At 67.6% G+C, this 16,458-nt stretch carries 14 protein-coding genes and 5 pseudogenes; 5 read left to right on the top strand and 14 right to left on the bottom strand.

The genetic code is table 11. The annotated features are described in order from the left end of the window. Positions 1 to 857 precede the first annotated feature (857 nt). Together OG975_RS47995 and OG975_RS47990 are read left to right on the top strand one after the other, a co-directional pair. Positions 858 to 1,232: a hypothetical protein gene (locus OG975_RS47995; RefSeq protein ID WP_406326499.1), complete on the top strand. Its 375-nt coding sequence runs from the start codon at positions 858 to 860 to the stop codon at positions 1,230 to 1,232. 315 nt (positions 1,233 to 1,547) lie between these two features. Then, positions 1,548 to 2,192 carry a hypothetical protein gene (locus tag OG975_RS47990; protein ID WP_406326501.1) on the top strand — a complete coding sequence of 215 codons (645 nt, stop codon included), beginning with the start codon at positions 1,548 to 1,550 and terminating at the stop codon, positions 2,190 to 2,192. An 867-nt stretch (positions 2,193 to 3,059) separates the two neighbouring features. Here the strand turns inward: OG975_RS47990 and OG975_RS47985 are convergent. From OG975_RS47985 to OG975_RS47960, 6 genes and pseudogenes are all read right to left on the bottom strand, one after another. Beyond that, the gene (locus OG975_RS47985) at positions 3,060 to 3,323 is read right to left on the bottom strand and encodes a type II toxin-antitoxin system RelE/ParE family toxin (RefSeq protein ID WP_406326502.1); all 264 of its coding nucleotides are present in this window, start codon (positions 3,321 to 3,323) and stop codon (positions 3,060 to 3,062) included. Continuing rightward, entirely contained in the window at positions 3,323 to 3,559 is a 237-nt protein-coding gene (locus tag OG975_RS47980) for a hypothetical protein (protein ID WP_406326503.1), read from the bottom strand. The genes OG975_RS47985 and OG975_RS47980 overlap by 1 nt, the downstream gene beginning before the upstream one ends. A gap of 116 nt (positions 3,560 to 3,675) precedes the next feature. Then, positions 3,676 to 4,110 carry a hypothetical protein gene (locus OG975_RS47975; protein ID WP_406326504.1) on the bottom strand — a complete coding sequence of 145 codons (435 nt, stop codon included), beginning with the start codon at positions 4,108 to 4,110 and terminating at the stop codon, positions 3,676 to 3,678. Positions 4,111 to 4,121: 11 nt separating this feature from the next. Then, positions 4,122 to 4,616: pseudogene (gene tpg, locus OG975_RS47970) on the bottom strand (telomere-protecting terminal protein Tpg). A gap of 3 nt (positions 4,617 to 4,619) precedes the next feature. After that, positions 4,620 to 5,276, bottom strand: a pseudogene (locus OG975_RS47965) (transcriptional regulator); the annotation flags it as partial. Positions 5,277 to 5,317: 41 nt separating this feature from the next. Beyond that, complete coding sequence (locus OG975_RS47960) at positions 5,318 to 5,794, bottom strand: hypothetical protein (protein ID WP_406326505.1); 477 nt, start codon at positions 5,792 to 5,794, stop codon at positions 5,318 to 5,320. Between the two features lie 275 nt (positions 5,795 to 6,069). Here OG975_RS47960 and OG975_RS47955 point away from each other — a divergent pair, with 275 nt between their 5' ends. Both OG975_RS47955 and OG975_RS47950 read left to right on the top strand, forming a co-directional pair. Next, a complete protein-coding gene (locus tag OG975_RS47955) occupies positions 6,070 to 6,819 on the top strand; it encodes a hypothetical protein (RefSeq protein ID WP_406326506.1) in 750 nt (249 codons plus the stop codon). Beyond that, positions 6,816 to 9,221, top strand: coding sequence for a Helicase associated domain protein (locus OG975_RS47950; RefSeq protein WP_406326507.1), 2,406 nt, complete (start codon positions 6,816 to 6,818; stop codon positions 9,219 to 9,221). Before OG975_RS47955 ends, OG975_RS47950 begins: the two co-directional genes overlap by 4 nt. Before the next feature lie 165 nt (positions 9,222 to 9,386). Here the strand turns inward: OG975_RS47950 and OG975_RS47945 are convergent, their stop codons facing one another. The 7 genes and pseudogenes from OG975_RS47945 to OG975_RS47915 all read right to left on the bottom strand — a co-directional run. Next, positions 9,387 to 10,037 (bottom strand): hypothetical protein, encoded by a 651-nt coding sequence (locus OG975_RS47945; protein WP_406326508.1) that lies wholly within the window; start codon positions 10,035 to 10,037, stop codon positions 9,387 to 9,389. A 441-nt stretch (positions 10,038 to 10,478) separates the two neighbouring features. Continuing rightward, on the bottom strand, positions 10,479 to 10,832 hold the full coding sequence (locus tag OG975_RS47940; RefSeq protein WP_406326509.1) for a hypothetical protein: 354 nt from the start codon (positions 10,830 to 10,832) through the stop codon (positions 10,479 to 10,481). A 104-nt stretch (positions 10,833 to 10,936) separates the two neighbouring features. Then, positions 10,937 to 11,131 (bottom strand): hypothetical protein, encoded by a 195-nt coding sequence (locus OG975_RS47935; RefSeq protein ID WP_406326510.1) that lies wholly within the window; start codon positions 11,129 to 11,131, stop codon positions 10,937 to 10,939. Positions 11,132 to 11,286: 155 nt separating this feature from the next. Next, positions 11,287 to 11,484, bottom strand: a complete 198-nt coding sequence (locus tag OG975_RS47930) for a hypothetical protein (RefSeq protein ID WP_406326511.1) — start codon at positions 11,482 to 11,484, stop codon at positions 11,287 to 11,289. Then, positions 11,481 to 12,101, bottom strand: a complete 621-nt coding sequence (locus tag OG975_RS47925; RefSeq protein WP_406326512.1) for a hypothetical protein — start codon at positions 12,099 to 12,101, stop codon at positions 11,481 to 11,483. Before OG975_RS47925 ends, OG975_RS47930 begins: the two co-directional genes overlap by 4 nt. A 251-nt stretch (positions 12,102 to 12,352) precedes the next feature. Beyond that, positions 12,353 to 13,675 (bottom strand): PQQ-binding-like beta-propeller repeat protein, encoded by a 1,323-nt coding sequence (locus OG975_RS47920; protein WP_406326513.1) that lies wholly within the window; start codon positions 13,673 to 13,675, stop codon positions 12,353 to 12,355. A gap of 312 nt (positions 13,676 to 13,987) precedes the next feature. Next, a pseudogene (locus tag OG975_RS47915) lies at positions 13,988 to 14,359 on the bottom strand (transposase); the annotation flags it as partial. A gap of 49 nt (positions 14,360 to 14,408) precedes the next feature. Here OG975_RS47915 and OG975_RS47910 point away from each other — a divergent pair. Then, positions 14,409 to 14,699 (top strand): annotated as a pseudogene (locus OG975_RS47910) (transposase); the annotation flags it as partial. 521 nt (positions 14,700 to 15,220) lie between these two features. Here OG975_RS47910 and OG975_RS47905 read toward each other — a convergent pair. Further along, a pseudogene (locus OG975_RS47905) lies at positions 15,221 to 16,379 on the bottom strand (ISAzo13 family transposase); the annotation flags it as partial. Positions 16,380 to 16,458 lie beyond the last annotated feature (79 nt).

Below are 16,458 nucleotides of genomic sequence, written 5' to 3'. Positions count from 1 at the left end.
TGCAGCGCTGGCGCGCTGCATAGATCGCGAATTGCGCAAGCGCAATTCGGAATTCCCGCGTAAACGCGGGAATTGAATTCCGCAAGCGGAATTCTGACAGGACGTCAATTCGCGCAAGCGCGAATTGAAGGAGTCCCGCAAGCGGGACTCCCGAGGCTGGCTACGAGGGGAGGTGCATCACGTGCGGGACTGTGTAGCCACTGGGAATCCCAGCCGTCACCGCCGCAACGAAGGTGACGGATCGTCGGCCTGACGGGGTGCCGGCCCCACCGTAGTGACGGGCTCCGCTGCGCTCCACCCGAACCCTCCCCAACTCCTGAACCCGTCCGAGTCGAGTTCACTGATGCCCTGTCAGCGTACACGCCAACCTGCCTCAGTGGTACAAAATCCGCCGATTCTTCACTCGAGATATCGAACACATCATGCGGATTCTGCATCACGATGATGCTCTGTGTAGAGTTTGGGTCCTGGCAGCACCACCCTACTCCGTCCCAAAAACTACCGGTGGAATGCAGAATTGCGCCCCCATATCGGGACTTCCGTTCTGTGGCCGAGCAACTCAAGGGCGTGTCTGATGCCGGTCACACACCTGGAGGTGACAAGACTGCGGCCCCCGCGCCAACGGAGGGCACACGGCGGGCCGCACCGGACCCGGGCCAACGGTTCGTGCGAGTACTGCCACCGCAGTCCGCCGACTCACTACGGTCAGCGCATGGCCAGTGACGGTGTAGTCGTGGACGAGGCAGTCCGCGCAGCATGGGACTCGTACCGGATCTTAGAACAGCACGTCAGAGAAGGGGCGTCGGCAGGCGCAGCAGCGCGTCCAGGCCGCGATGGACACCTACGGCCGGGAGGAAATGTCCCGGGGCTCCGTCTTCCTGGTGGGCGTGCTCACCGCGCACATCATCGGCCAGCAGGACGGCGTTGAGGAGGACCGCCTCGATCCGCTGAGTGATCTGATCCCGGCCGTGATCCGCAGGCTCCCCGGCTTCGAACTGGCCGACCCCACCCAGGTACCAATGGTCACCGGCGTCCTCATGGCCGCATCCATGGGCATGGACACCGTGGCCTGGCGCGACCAGTTCGGGACGATCCCACCGAAGGAAGCCCTGGTACACAACTTCGTGCTTTGGCTGCTCGCCGACCTCTTCGACAGCCTGGTCGAACAGCCCGGCGCCACCGACCAGCTCATGCGGGAGACCTTCAACTCCATGGCCGCCGACCCCGGTTGATACCCGGACAGCGCCCCGCCGCCGCAGCGGCGACCACGACTGGCTCTGTACGCGAGAACGGGCTGTGACTCTCGTTGCGTGGAGCGTGACGCTGCGTACACGACGCCGTGGGCAGCGCAAGGCTGTTGTAGTCGCCGGGAGCCGCCGCTATCTAGTGGTCGCCGGACATCTGCGCAGTTCAGCGATGGTCTCAGTCGTTGAGGCACGTGAGGCACGACCTCATGCGGTCCGAGGCGAACCGTGGGCGAGGCCCGGGGCTTATAGTCTGCGGCGAGAAGCGGGAGCGCGAGAGATCGCGTCGGGAGTGGGGGACTCATGACCTTCGACCACGGACGGGTCGCGGCCGCCACCGCGGGACTGGCACTCGCAGCCAGTTTGGGCCTGGCGGCCTGCAACGACGGTTCCGGTTCGGCAGCGAGTGCGAGCACCGCGGCTACGGCTGCCCGGAGAGCGTCGGGATCCGTAGCGTCCTCGGCCTCGGCCACACCGACGGTCTCGCAGGCGGCGACGGCATCCGTCGGCCCGACCGCGGTGGCGAGCACCTCTCCGGCCCCCACCGCCAAAGCGATGGCCGGCGCCACCCGGCCGACGGCAACGCCGAGCGCCTCCACTGGCGTCCCCGCCGCGTGCAAGAACCTGGCGGTCCAGGCCGACGTGAAGTCTGCAGTGACCCAAACCTGGGAGCACGCCAAAAGGGTCAGCCACATCCAGCCGAAGCCCGGCAACTTCTACTACGGCAGCTGCGGCACCACGCTATATGCAGCCGCCCGCTTCGAAGCTGGTTCCGGCGCGACAGGCGACGACCGGGTCCAACTCCAGGACGAGGGCTCGAGCCTGCAGTTCTTCCGGTTCACCCCCAACACAGGGTGGTGGTTCGTCGGCTCCGACGCTTATCCGGCCACCGATGACTGCTCGCGGTTCGCGCCCGTCGCCCTGGCACGCCAGTGGAACTGCTCCTGAGCGGATCCTCACCCGGCGGCCGAGCAGTGCGGCCCTGGCGCGGGTGCAGTACATCTTGACGGAGTCAGCCCAGACGGCTGGGCGTCACTGGGCGTCAGCGAACACCTCACCGAAGACGACCAGTTGTACGTGACTGTGAGCTGACTCCTGCACCCATGCAGGTGCATCATCGGCAGCGCCCTGGGACTGTTTTGGCAGCTCAGGATGTAGTTTGGTACTTCCCGAGGGCTCCGCAACTGATCAGCTTCGTCGAACAGTCATCGGGAAGTACGACCGCTGTGTGGATACAACTTGCCCGATGACCGCAGCGCCCACGGCCGTCCAGCGGCAGACGCTGTGTGCCAGGGATGCATGGACCGGTGGAGCAAGGAGCCCTAGAACGCCCAAACCGAGCATTGCCACTCCTGTCTCGTAGGCAAAGCTCGACCATCCGTACAGGCGCTTCCAGACATACAGGTCCATCGCCTGGTTCTCCGCGAACGCCACTTCGTCTGCCCCGAAGTCTCCGAGCCACTCTTCGACGTCTCCCCTGCTGTAGAGGTAACGCCGTGCTCACAGAGCGAGCTGGATCCCCATCAGCAGGGTGACCGAAGCCGCTGTCAGAGCCAGCATCGCTGGCCCGGCCACCGGAACCGCGCGCCGTCAGCTCCCGCCACACCGATCGTCGCAATGGCAGCGCCTGCGAGGAGCGGAGCAGCAACGAACTGCGTCGCCTCGGCAGCAGGCCGCGAACCGTGCGGGGCCAGCCTTGCCCAATAGCCTCGCGGTACACCTGACACGATGCCCCCTTGCTTCCTTTTCTGTCTCGCGATGTCCACCTTCGCGAAGAGCCCAGATGACCGGAAGCCAGGAACCCCAAACAGCTAGTCAGGCTTCCACGTACGCGACGATGACCACGGTGCGCAGGGCGGTGACGTAGTAGATGACACGGACGTCGTCGACATCGTCGGCGTACTCGCGCAGCTCGGGGTGGGAGCCGGGGATCGGGCTACCGAGGTCCGGGGCGACGGACAGCGCCGTCAGGGCTCGGTCCAGGGCGTGGATCTCGGCTTCGTCGGTGATGGCTTCGATCTGCTTGGCGGCGGCGTCGGAGAAGAAGATCCGGGCGCGGCTGCGTGCGTGCTTGGCCATCAGGCCACGTGCCCCCGCTGGGCGTGGAGCCCGGCGAGCTTGCGTTCCCGGAGCTCTTCCCAGGGGACACAGTCCTCGACGGCGGGCAAGCCGTTGGCAGCGATGTCCTCGAGGACGGCAGCGACCTGGTCGGCCTGCTCGCGCTTGCGTGCGGCGTACGCGCGCAGCGCCTGCGCGCCCTCAGGGGTCAGCGGCTCGCGGCCCGGGGCCGGCTGCGGGACGTCGTGCTCGCTCATCGTGAGGCTCCTGCTCTCCTGCTTGGGATTCACGGTAGCGCCCATCGGGTCCGGGGCACTCCGTCCGGACGAAAAATGGTCCGGCCTTGGATTCCCTTGGGCCCGCCCTACATGGATCAGTGGCGCTCGAACCGGGGTACCGGGTGGCTGTAGTCGGCGGACTTCATGTGGTCGCAGACGGGTTCTCGCTGGGTGAAGGCAGCGCCGGTCTCGCGGGCCAGGACGGGGAAGAACTGCTGCGCCTCGGGCGACTGCCCGGTCGTCGTCCAGTGGTAGTCCTGCGCGCCGCGCATTGCGCGCAGGACCAGGCGCCGCCCCAGGCCCTGGCGCTGCCAGTGGTCCGCAATGGAGATCTTCGCGATGTGGCCGCGGCGGCAGGACGTGCAGGTGTGCCAGGACAGCACCGCCGCATCCCAGCCCGTCGGGTCGCACACCCGCAGCACCTCGAAGTCCCCCTCACAGGCTGCCGGGTAGTACAGCCACAGCTGCTGCCGCGACGGGTGCCGCAGGAGTATCCACTTCCATTGCCGGTCGGTTAATCCCTCAGGCATTGTCATGACTCCTAGAACGAGACGTCGAAGTAGTCGATGTTATTGAGGCTTACTTCGAGGTTTTCGGCGCGGCGTCCGCCGTCCTTGAAATACACCTCCTGCAATCCCTCGGCGACGATGTCGCGCATCTGCTGGTCGCTGGCGCCTTGGGCTCGGCGTCGAAGAGGCGCTGCGCGTACTCCGGCGGGAGGTGGACGGTCAGCCGGCGGAAACGGCCGTCGTCGGTGGTGCCGATCGGCGCGGTGTAGCCGAACTGGGCGCGGGTCTCCACCGTGATCCCGGTGGAGGTGGCGGCCTGCTTCCGTCGGCGCTTGCGAACCAGGGGCTGCCACCGGACCGCACCGCCGCGTCGATCTTGTCGGCGATGGCCTTGGGTGGGTGCTTGCGATCGCCCTTGCGGTAGCGCTCCACCGAACGCTGCCGATCTGGCCCTTGAGGGTCTTGGGCGGCTCGTGGGTGAACGACTCCCGGTCAGCGCGCTCGATCGCGTACTCGATCTCCCCCACGGGTTACTCCCCTTCGTCCAGGACGGCGTCGCCGCCCTTGATGTGGCGGGCCGGGTTGTAGCCCTGCTCCATCAGGTCGACCGCCCACAGCATCGATTGCACACCCTCCAGCTTGGCCAGGCCCGGCGTCGGCCCGAGACGGAAGCCTCCCGGCTGCGGCTTCCCGGACGCCGCGTAGGGCAGGAAGTCGAGGGGGCTGTCGCCGGGGCTCGGGTAGACGACGCAGTCCGACAGCACCGCGAGCGGGAACAGGCCCGTCATCTTCGCCATGTTGTTCAGCTTGCGATGCATGTTCACCCGCGCCTTAGAGATGACCGCAGCCCGGATATCGGGCCGCCAGGTCGGGCGCTGCATGGCCGGCCACGGGTCGCCCTCCCTGTAGCCCTTGCCCTGAGGGTTCTCGAACAGCTTCCCGATCCCGCCCTTCACCGTCGCCTTGATTTCGGCCAGAACTGCGGCCATGGCGGGGTCGACCTGCTTGTGCCGCTCCATCGCCGCCAGGAACTCCGCGTCCGACAGGTCCTTGGTGACGCCGAGGTCGGCAAGCGTGTCGACGTAGGCGGTCTTGAGGCGGTCGTGCCACGGGTCCAGATAGGCGCCGGTCTCCCGGCGCAGGTACGCCTCCAACGGCTGGACGTTGAAGCCGAGTTCCTGCGCGTAGGTCCTTCTGCGGGCGTCGGTGGGCCGAGACACCTACACGGTCAGGCCGCTCGGGCAGCAGCGGAACCGAAAACGTCGTCAAACGGGTGGGCGTGGTGGGTGCTGACGAGGTGGTAGGCGCCGCTTGAGTGGCGGAGGGCGTGGTCGGTGTAGTGGAGGACTTCGGCGGGGGTGAGGACTTTCAGGTCGCCGAAGACGTAGTAGAGCGGGGTTGGGGCGTGGACGGCTGTGAGTTGGAGGCCGGCGTTGATGGTGGTGGTGCTGATGGCGTAGCGGTTGGTGCCGGTGCTGGGCATGTGGTCTTTGGCGTCGATGGTGACGATGTCGCTGCCGCGGGCGGCGATCAGGTCGGGGAACTGTCGTAAGGCAGAGCGTGTGCGGCGCAGGGCTTCGCGGACTGCGCTCGGGTAGGTGCCTTGTCCGCAAGGGTGGACGGTCCAGCCTCTGGCGCGCAGGGCGGTAGCTACTCGCTGTTCGTGTAGGTCTCCCACGGTTTTCCGGTCCTGCCACTGCGTCACGGCGGGTTCCTTTCCTCTCCGTCGAGTCCGCTTGGGTGATACGAACTGCATGCTTTTCGTACCCCTCCCTTTTGGCTATGATGCCGCACATGGCGGCATACGTTGACCCACGCTTTCGTCCTACGCTCTGGCCTGGAACCCCTGTTCCCGCCCCGGAGTTGAGTCCCCTCGCCGACGCAGGGACCGAGGGAGAGTGGATCGTCTGGACCCCGCAACTCCGCTCCCCCGGCGAGCGGACCGTGCCGCTCCCAGAGGACTTCTACCTTCGCGAATTCATGGAGCTCGACCCCGCCGACCTGGATGCGATCGCTGACACGATGCAGACCTACGGACATCTGGGCGGCAGCGTCGGCGCGTTGAGCCTCGATGTGGAGGGATACGAGCACTACAGCGAGCTGGCGAACAGGCTCCACCCCGAGTACGGTCCGTTCGCCCTCCACGGCGAGCTGGCGACGCTGTTCGTCTCGGAAGCCCAGGACGCCATCGCCACATGGCTGGCTCTCCGCCACGAGGGCGGGCTGGACGCACTCGTCGAAGCCGAGGCCACCGAAGAAGAACTCGCCCGGTGGCAGGCCGCAAACAGCCACAAGGAAGAGACCTGGCCACGCGACCTGGACCACATGCGCAAGGAGCTGCTGAGCCTGAAGATCAGCGACCTGACCAGTACCCTCAACTCGGCCCTGGAGCCGTTCAGCATCGGCATCGGCAGCCTCGAAGACCGCTACCCCACACTCCTGGCCGTGGCGTTCCTGCAGCTGTACAACCACCTCGCCGAGGACGCCACCATCCGCGAATGCGCCAACGAGACCTGCCGGCGGCCCTTCGTCCGCCAGCGCGGCCGGGCCGAGTACGGGCAAAACCGCACCACCGGCATCAAGTACTGCACCCGTGAATGTGCCCGAGCCCAGGCCCAACGCGAACACAGGCGCCGCAAGCGGCAGAACGCATCCGCCGATCCAGCCGACCGCCCCCACACGGCTACGCCGCACGCAGCACCCGGCATCTCTGGGAAGGAGGCATCGTGAATACCGCGAATGTCCTCCGCCCCCACCAGCGTGAAGCCGTTGCCGCCCTTGTGCGCGGTCTCGACATCCCGCCGGACGGCATTCCAGCCAATGGCCTGCGCGGACAGGTGCACGCCGCGTGCGGAACGGGAAAGACCCTCATCGCCGCCGCCGCGGCGAGGCGGCTCGCACCCAAGGGGCGCACGCTCGTGCTGGTGCCGACCCTGGACCTGCTGGCGCAGACGGTGAAGGCGTGGCACGACGCCGGGCATGCGGGGCCGGCGGTTGCGGTATGCAGCCTCACCGACGACCCCGACCTGTGGAACCTGCGGGTGCGCTCCACCACCAACCCCGTGCAACTGGCCCTGTGGCACGGCTCCGGGCCGGTGACCATCTACGCCACCTACGCCAGCCTCGGTGTCCTCGCGGAAGCCTTCGAAGGCGTCTACGGGCAACAACTGGCGCCCGTAGACCTCGCAGTGGTGGACGAGGCCCACCGAACGTCGGGATCGATGGGCAAGGCGTGGGCAGACATCCACGACCAGACCGTCATCCCGGCGCACCGCAGGCTGTACCTGACGGCCACGCCGCGGATCTGGGAGGAACGCCTCAACCGGGACGTTGCCGAGGGGGTGCGTGATCCGCTGCCGCGGGAGATGGCGGCTTCCATGGACGACGAGGCCGTGTTCGGCCCGGTGCTCTACAAGCTGTCGCTGGCGTCCGCCGTCTCGCGGGGCCTGCTCGCGCGGTACCAGATCATCGTCCTGGAGCTCCAGGACCCGGTCGTCACCCCGGAGCGACTGATGGGCGAGGACCGGCACACCGAGGAGGTGCGCGGGCAGCGGCTCGGGGCGCTCCAAGCCGCGCTCTTGCACACCATGGCGCAGCACGACCTGCAGACCTGCATCACCTTCCACCACCGGACCATCGAGGCCTCTGCGTACGCAGAGGGCTTGGAGCGGGTCGCGGCAAAGCTGCACGCCGACCGGCCGGAGAAGTACCCGGCGAAAGTCTGGGCGGACTGGCTGTGCGGGGAGCACGTTCCGGAGCGCCGGCGGGAGGTGCTGGCGGGGTTCGGGTCCACCGCGCAGCGGGCCGTGCTGAGTAACTGTCGTGTCCTGGGTGAGGGTGTCGATATCAGGGCGGTGGACAGTGTCGCCCTGCTGGACCCGAAGGGCGCACCGCACGACATCGTCCAGGCCATCGGCCGGGCGCTGCGTCAGAAGCCCGGACAGGGCAAGCTCGCCTCCCTGATCGTGCCGGTGTTCCTCCAGCCAGGAGAAAAGCCGGAGGACATGTTCACCTCCGGCTCGTACCGGCCTTTGGTGAAGGTATTGGAAGGTCTGCGCGCTCACGACGAAGAGGCGATCGAGCTGCTCGCGATTCCGCAGGAGCCGCAGAAGGATGTCGCGCAGCCTTCCGAGTACATCGGTCCGCCGCCCGAGGAAGGCGAGGATGAATCCCGCCTGCTGCTGCGCTTTGCGGCTCCACGCGACCCGGTGATGGTCGCGGACTGGGTGTCCTTCAACGTGATCGACACAGAGAAGCAGGACTGGGCGCGCGGCTGGGCGAACCTGAAAAAGTACACGGAGCGTGAGCATCACGCCCGCGTGCCGTACGGGCACAAGGAGGGCGCGTACCCCCTTGGACAGTGGGTCGCAGAACAGCGACGCGCCTACGGAGCCGGACAGATGACCGGCCTACGCGCCCGCCGACTGGAGAAACTCGGCATGGTCTGGTCGCTGGCGGATGAGCGGTTCCAGGAGAACCTGGAGGCCGCGAGGGCGTACTACGACCAGCACTGGACGCTCTGCGCGCCCCGGACGGCGACGATGCTGGACAGGCCGGTCGGGCAGTGGATTTCGAACATGCGCCGCGCGGGTGCGCTGGAGGGCCACCCAGAGTGGGAGACGGCGCTCAACGAGATCGATGAGCACTGGAACCCGGCGTGGCCGGCCGACTGGCAGCGGCACTACGCCGCACTGCGGGAGCTGGTGCGCGATGAAGACCAGGCCGACGTCCTGCCCGGTGTCACCGTGCACGGGATGGACGTCGGACGGTGGCTCCAGAAGAACCGTCAGCACGCAGTCTGGACAGGGCTGATGGACGGGCAGCGCGAGCTCCTGGAGGCAATCGGCGTCGTACCACTGCCGCCGGAGCAGGAGACGCCCGCAAAGGCCCCCAAGGCGGCCTCCGGGGCCTTCGAGAAGGGCGTAGCGGCCCTGGCGCAGTACAAGGCGCGTACGGGCTCTGTGGGGCCTGTCAGTCGCTCTCACGTTGAGGTTTTGCCGGATGGGACTGAGGTGAAGCTGGGGGTGTTTCTCTCGAACACGAAGTCGAGGCGCGGGAAGCTCACTGCCGACAAACTCCAGGCGCTCGCCGAACTGGGACTCGACTGGGCAGCCGTGGAAGGGGCAGCGTGATGAGGGCAACCGACGAAACTCTGTGACCTGCGACTTTCGGAGGTTTCGCGGGTGAAGATCCCGTGAGATTGTCTGGGGATTCACAGGAGCTGGCCTGCCCCCTCCGTCGCTGTGGCGGCTGGCCGCTCCCGGGCAAGCTTGTGAATCTCGCGATTGCTTCCCGGCTCAGCCCCAGGTTTCGCCGCTGACGAGGGCGGGGCCGAAGTGGCGGGCAGCGATGGAGGCGATCGCCGGCACGGCACCGTCTTCTGCCGCGTGCTTGAAAGTGTGGACGACGCAGGTGCGTATCGGGTGGACCGGCCCGCCGGGCGCCCAGGCGTCGTTGGTGGCAAGGGGCCGGTTCTGCGCCCGGGTGAGGGCGAAGCAGACCAGCATGGTGCGGTGGTCTTTGAACTGGAAGTGGTCAACGATGGCTCGGTTGCCGAAGTCGAGGCAGTCGAAGACGACGGCGACATCCTCGTCTCCGTACGGTGCCTGCTGCAGGGCTGGCAGCACATCAAGGATTGCGTCACTGCGCGCGAGCAGCCGGGCCTGCTCGTGCGAGTCGCCCCACGGCGGCGGGTCGTTGTCCTGGAACTGTTCGGGGACCTCCTCTGAGCGCAGCAGCGTTCCCGGGGCCGGGCGGTCCCAGCGGGCCTGCCCGCTGACGCTGCCCCAGTTGAGGCACGCGTTGACGCAGAGCTCGCCCGCGATCAGTGTCCAGGGTGTACGGACCACACGCTGACGCGCCAGGTCGACCACAAGGCGGCCAAAGGCCTCCCGGGACAGCAGACTCGGCTCCGCGGGTGCGATGAAGGCGTCGGTCCAGATTCCCATGCGACTGGTTGTAACAACCTGAATCCCCCGGGGCCAGCGAAAATCAGCGGTCCCCGGGAGACAGGCGTCCCCGACCTGCGGACGGGGACGCGGAACAGGTCCCTCGTTGGTCACCGTGTGGCTGACCGTTGTCAGCGGAGTTGGGTGACCGCGAGGGACTGACCGGCGACGGCTGGATTGGCTGAGTCGGCCGAGGGAGGCATCGGGCAGTCTTTTCAAGCCGCTGACCTGCGGGGACTTGTTTGCTGACACAGAAGGCCATTCGACTCGGTTCGATGGCACCCGGACAGTGGCGATCAGGTACGCGACACCGACTGGACGTCCGCCCACGTTTCGTCACCCATCGGGGCGCATTTCGTCACCACCCCCACCACGGGGGCCGGCCGCTGGCCAGCTGGGAGGAAGCCCCCTGCCGGGGCATCGGAAGGACGAGGGCCGGGGTCATCCCCTGATGGCGAAGAAGATCGTGTCTTGCGTGTACAAGTCGAGATTCTGGCTGGCGTAGATCCATTCGTCGTGCTCGAACTCCAGTCGTTCGATCAGGACTTGGATGTCGTACGTGAAACCGTCGTCCATCCGGTCCAGGACCGCGCGGTAGGCATCCGCGGCCGGCTTGGCCTTGGCCAGCGGAAACATGCCGATGTGCGGGCCGTCCACGGGATACGGGATGTGGAAGGGAATCTCCTTGGGCGGCCCGGCAAACAGATAGCCGTGCGGCAGCAGATCCGCACTCACGCCCAGGCGGCGCAACTCGTCGTCCATCAGGCCGAAGAAGGTGGAGGGCTTGGAGTACACGCCCAGGTCGTAGGGGTCAGACCCGGTGAAGTCGATGATGTGCTGAAGGGCCCGGTAGTAGGCGCCGGCCGCGTACTCAGCGTCCGAGCTGGCGTGGCCGGCTATCAGGTGGTCAAGCGCGTCCGGGACGACAAGCCCAAGTCGATGCCCTGACCGTCGAGTTCGCGCTGGCTGGCTTGTGCCCGCTCGCGCATCATGCCGACAGTGCGCTGCTGGCCAGAGGTGAGCTTCCCCGCCGCCCCGAGAAACGCCACGACGTCGGCTCTATCGGCAGTGGAGAACGAGATGATTCGACTCATGATCACCATGCTGCCAGCCACCACTGACAAGGAACCCGGCAGACAAAGGTTCCCGCGCGGTCGGCCGCGGCCGACCGCGGCCGTCCGTTGGCCGGCGTGGGCCAGCCCCTGCCGGGAGCTGGGACTGAGCAGGGGCCCGGGCCCCTGACGGGCCCTCACTGGAGCGTGTAAAGGCCCAGCACTAGCGGGGCCTGCCGTTGGCCGGCGCGGGCCAGCAGCAGGGCACCCGGGCCGCCGTCGGCGAGAGAGTACCCCCGCTGCTTCTCCTGCTGCGAGCGCCGCATCCGCGTCCCCGTCAGTCGCCGCGCCGAGCGTTTCGGGGACATCCCCACCACGACCAGGATGGAGTTCACCGGCACGGATCCCGCAGGTCTCGAGCCGGTCGAAAGGTGTGTGTGCCACTCCCGCTACCGGGGGGGGCGAGCTCGCCGCCGGTGCCGTCACGAGGCTCGGCGGCCTCCGCCAGCTCGCCGGCGGACTCGGGGGTCAGACGGTAGAACCCCTGGAGACTGACCGATCGTTCGAGACGGCCGTCCACCACGTATTTCAGACCGCGGGTCTGGCCTCGACGGTTACGCCAGGTAAGCCTCGCCAGAAGATCGCCGGGGATCGGCGTATCGAAGCGTACGGGCGTCGCGTCCACGTGCACTGCCGCAGCACCGCAGCCGCCGGCGCCGAGCATCGACCAGTCGCCGTGCCCCGGAAACGCCGGGTCCTGCCACGTCGCGGGCGCGGTACCGCAGCAGTCACGCCGCTCCAAGTCGATCACCCGCATCCGGCTCACCACGAACACGACGCACCGGTTGACGTGCAGCGCGTACACCTCATCCCCAACACGGGCACCCGACCAGGCGGGCAGGGAGGAATGGACGCCGCTGAAGGCGACCGGCGGCCGCTCGCCCACGCGGCCCGTCTTGCGCAGAGCACCGCAGGTGTCATGGGTCCACAAGACGGTGAAGGCATCAGACATGCCGTGATCCTAAGAACGAGCACTGACAACCTTGACCGGGACAGCGCTCGTGGAGACTCCTTGCTCCAGGACGACGAGGTGGGTACTGGTCAGAAGTCCAGCGGCATGCCGTGCCCGGCTGGGGGTGGCCTGACCACACGGCAACCTCGCTCGGCGTCAACAACCACCGAGAGAGCCCGGATCCGCTCAGCAGCACGGCCGCAGCCAGCACCTCGCCGTGCGCGAGCCCGTGCCAGAACGGTTCGACAAACTCAGCCGCTCGTGGAGTACACGAGCAGGTTGTCGCCGGCGTCATCGAGGGCGATCCCCGCAGACTCGTTGAGGAGCACCGGGGCGATACCCGGCCGGGCAGGAGTGTCCTCACCCGTGCGGGCGTCGAGAACGAGGGGGCCATTGTCGGTGGTGCCGTAGACCCGGCCGTGCCAAGCCGCGGTGACCTTGGGAGCCACCCGGTCGGCCTGCTTGTCCGGCAGCTGCCACAAAACCTTGCCGCTACTGGCGTCGAGGCCATACGCGACCAGGCCCTGCGAGCCCGAGCCGTGGCAGACCAGCACGCTCTTCTCGTCGTAGACGCAGCTCGAGCCGGCCAACTCAGCCGGCATCTCCCATTTCGTGGCGCCCGTGGCAGCGTTCAGGAGGCGGTGGTAGCTGGCGCCGCTGCCGTAGTCGCGTCCCTGCGCAAGGACGAGGCCCGGGCCCGCCGCATACACAGCCAGCTCATAGCTGTCCCCGCCCAACCATCGACGCCTGCCCGTCGAGGCCTCGTACCCGACAGCCCGCTCATGGACGAGGTCGTCCGCGGTCGTGCCGGCCACGACACCCCCGGCGACGGCGGTGGCCCGGAACCCGTCCTGCGTCCACACCCGGCGATGAGCCGCCAGATCGATGCCATAAGTGACGGCGTCCTCCCCCGCAGACACCATGACGGCGCCCATGGCCTGATCGGCGCCGACGGCAGTCGCGGTCAGATCGTCGTACGTGGTGTCCGCCCAATCCGGCAGCCGCAGCGTCAACCGCCACAGCACCTTGGCAGTGTTCGCGTCGAGGCCGGTGACCTCGACCGCCTTGTGGCCGGCCTGCGTTCCGCTGCCGGACCGCTTCACCAGGAACGGGGTCACCACGGTCGGCTTGCCGCCGACGGTCACCAGCGCCGGCGCCACTGCCGGGTTGTCATTGCCATAACTGCCGGTCTCCGACAGGGCCGCGCCCTCAGGCTCGACGGTCGCCGTGACGTGTCCGGTGGCCGTGTCGACGGCCTGGACATGGTCGGGCGCGGCGACGTACGCCGTCGCCTTGTACAGGGTCACCGGGATCGCGCTGTTGAGCGTGCCCCCCATGGTCAGACGTCCGGTGGTCGCCTCATCGGGCATCGGGCTGCCCGCCGCGGCGAACTTCGCGGGCGGGTCGTGGACGGGGCGCGGCGCCGCGGCGGGTTTACTGGGCGCCGTCCACGGAGCGTCGTCGGTGCCCGTCGCGCTGTCCTTGCCACTTCCACACCCTGTCAGGGAGCAGCCGACGAACGCCGCGGCCAGGATCAACCGCCTTGCGCGGCGGACTAATTGACTGTTTCTCATGAGATCCCCGTTCCTCCTGTCACCAACGGGTGATCACCCTAGTCCGCATCCGTCACACCCCCTAAGGCACGGGCCCCGGCATCCCGCACCGCGCACGTCAGCGCGCACGTGCTCCGCCTGGGGAACCGACGGAATCCTTTGACCTGCTGATTCGTGGGTGGCGGTGGGTGAGGGTCCCGCGCTGATGTGCGGAAATCCCGGCAAGTCTACGGGCGGGCCGGAGGTCTCAAGTTGGCGACGTCCGCGGCGGTGTCCCGCCAGTCTGGGAGCTTCTCTCCTCTTAGAGGACGTTCCGGCTGAAGACGGGATAGTTCATGGGTTGTGCCAAGTTATGGGTGTTTCGCCGGTTGCTCCTTTCGCGAGGTTCGAGATCATCGCGATGCGGATCATGCTCTCGGAGTGCGCGGGTTTGGTCTCGTAGTCACGGGCGAGGCGGCGGTGCATCATGATCCATCCGAAAGTTCTCTCCACTACCCAGCGCCTCGGCGTCACGGAGAAGCCTTTGACCTGCGTGTTTCGTGGGACTACGTCGACGTCGATGCCGAGTGCGGCGCCGTGCTCGATGGCCCGGGTCTTGTAGCCGGTGTCGACCCATGCTTTGGTGATCGTGGGGTGGTCGGTGGCGAGTTGGGTGCGGAGTTGCTTGCCTGCCTCGTTGTCGGAGATGGGGCCTTGACCCCTGATCTTGGACACACGAGACACTGGATCTTGAGGATCTGAGAACGGACATCTCGTGGTCATGAAGCACTACCCGCCGGAGTTCAAGGCGGACGCGGTCGCGCTGTACCAGTCGCGCCCCGGAGCAACGATCAGGCAGGTCGCCGCCGATCTGGGAGTCAACCCGGAGACTCTGCGCAACTGGGTACGGGCGGCCGGGGCGAACCGGCCCCGGGGCCGCCGGGCGGAGGCACCAGCGGAGCCGCCCACGCCGTTGGAGGCGGAGAACGCGGCCCTGCGCAAGAAGGTCCGCGAACTGGAGGAGGAACGCGAGATCCTGCGGAAGGCGGCGAAGTATTTCGCCGGGGAGACGCGCTGGTGAGGAGCCGTCAACTAACTACTGCCTGACTTGATGTTGCTTTCGTAGTCAGCGATCACGTTCTGGAGGGCGTCGATCGTGCGGGGTGGGCGGGTTCGCCGGTGCTGGGTGATGGCTGCGGTGATGTCGGGGGCTGCGGCAAAGGAGCGCAGGGGCATGATTCGGTGGGCGTGGTAGGTCAGGGTGTTGCGGTCCCGGCCGAGCAGTCGGGCCGTCAGGGTGAGGGTGACGGTGTTGCGACGACTCAGGAGGGCGGCCAGGACGCGGTGGCGGTGGTCGAGGAAGCCGAACCCGGGGTTGTATCCGCGCCGGTTAAGGCCCTTCCTCTTCTCCCGCTCCGTCTCGGCCAGCACCCGGCGACAGGGCTCGAGTTCCTCCACGAGCCGGTCAAACAGCTCACGGGACATGCCGGTCAGGGCGGGGTGCGTGAGCAGGTAAGTCGCCTCGGCCGGGATCGGCGGTGCCTTCGCCCGGTCCGGCTCGGGTGGCGGTGCCATCTGGGGATCGTACGGGGCGATGGTGTAGTTCCATTCGCCGTGGAAGTCGTCCCGCTGGACGCGCTGCAGGATCGCCTTGCGCTCGTCCTTGGTGAGCGTGCGCCCGGTGAGGTAGTCGTTCTCGTCGAGGACGGCGCTGACGGTAAGTCCGGTGCTGGTGCGGGTGGCCGCGATGCTCTGGAGCAGGACCTCGTAACTGGTCAGGGGCCGTCCGCGGAGGCTGTGGGTGATCCGGGAGAATAGGCGGTGCTCCACCTTGTTCCACTTCGAGGTGCCAGGTGGAAAGTGCAGGACGGTGATGGTCAGTCCGCACTCGTCGGCGAGGGCGGCCAGGTCCTTCTTGAAACAGGTGGGAGTCGGCGGAGTTCGCCCCACCGGAGTCGGCGGTGATCAGCAGCCGGGTCGCGCCCGAGTAGTCCTGCTGGCCCTGCTGGTTCCACCAGCGGCGGATGGACTCCACCGCGAAGGCCGCAGTGTTGCGGTCCGTGACCACGTTCACCCAGCCGGTGTCCTGTCCCAGGTCGTAGACGCCGTACGGGATCGCGATCGGAGTGTCGGAGTCTGTGAAGTCGTGGTCTGGGGCCGTGATCGGCGCCCCTTTGGGGCGGTAGGTGCGGCCCGCTCGGGCGAAGTCGCCGATCGGCTCCTTCTTCTTCGCATCCACGCTCACCACCGGCAGACCTTGGGCCAGGAACCGCTCGGCCGTGGCGTTGATGTGCCGGAACTGAGCGTCGCGGTCGGGGACATGGCTTCCGGCGCGGGTCTTGGCCACACCCTGGAGGCTGAAGCCCCTCGAGCGCAGCAGCTCGCCCACGGCAGGGGCGCTGATCGGGTGGCCTGCCGCGGTCAACTCCCGGGCCAGGTCTCGCAGCGAGGCCGTGGTCCAGCGCAGCGGGGAGACCGGGTCGCCGACCTCCTGCGGCTCGATCAGGGCCTCGAGTGCCGGCACCAGGCCAGGGTCGCGCTCGGTTGCCGGTCTACGTCCGCCGCCGGGGCGGCGCACCCGTCCCAGCACCGGGGCGCCGCTCGCGAGTTCGTCGCGTCCCCGCGCGACGGTCGACTCCGATACCTCCGCCAGCCTGGCTATCGCCGCGGTCCCGCCATGCCCGAGGGCATCGGCCTCCAGGGCCAGGTACAGGCGGCGCTGTCGCTCGTCCAGATGCGGCAGCATCGACGCGAACTTCACGTCCAGCACTGCCAGGACGGCTTCCGTGATTCCTACGGATTCCCTCTACCACGTCACAGACCAC

This window comes from Streptomyces sp. NBC_00203, assembly GCF_045206325.1.
GTDB lineage: Bacteria > Actinomycetota > Actinomycetes > Streptomycetales > Streptomycetaceae > Streptomyces > Streptomyces lutosisoli.
The sequence above is the reverse complement of the archived record's forward strand: the minus strand, read 5'-3'. Positions and strand labels throughout refer to the sequence as shown.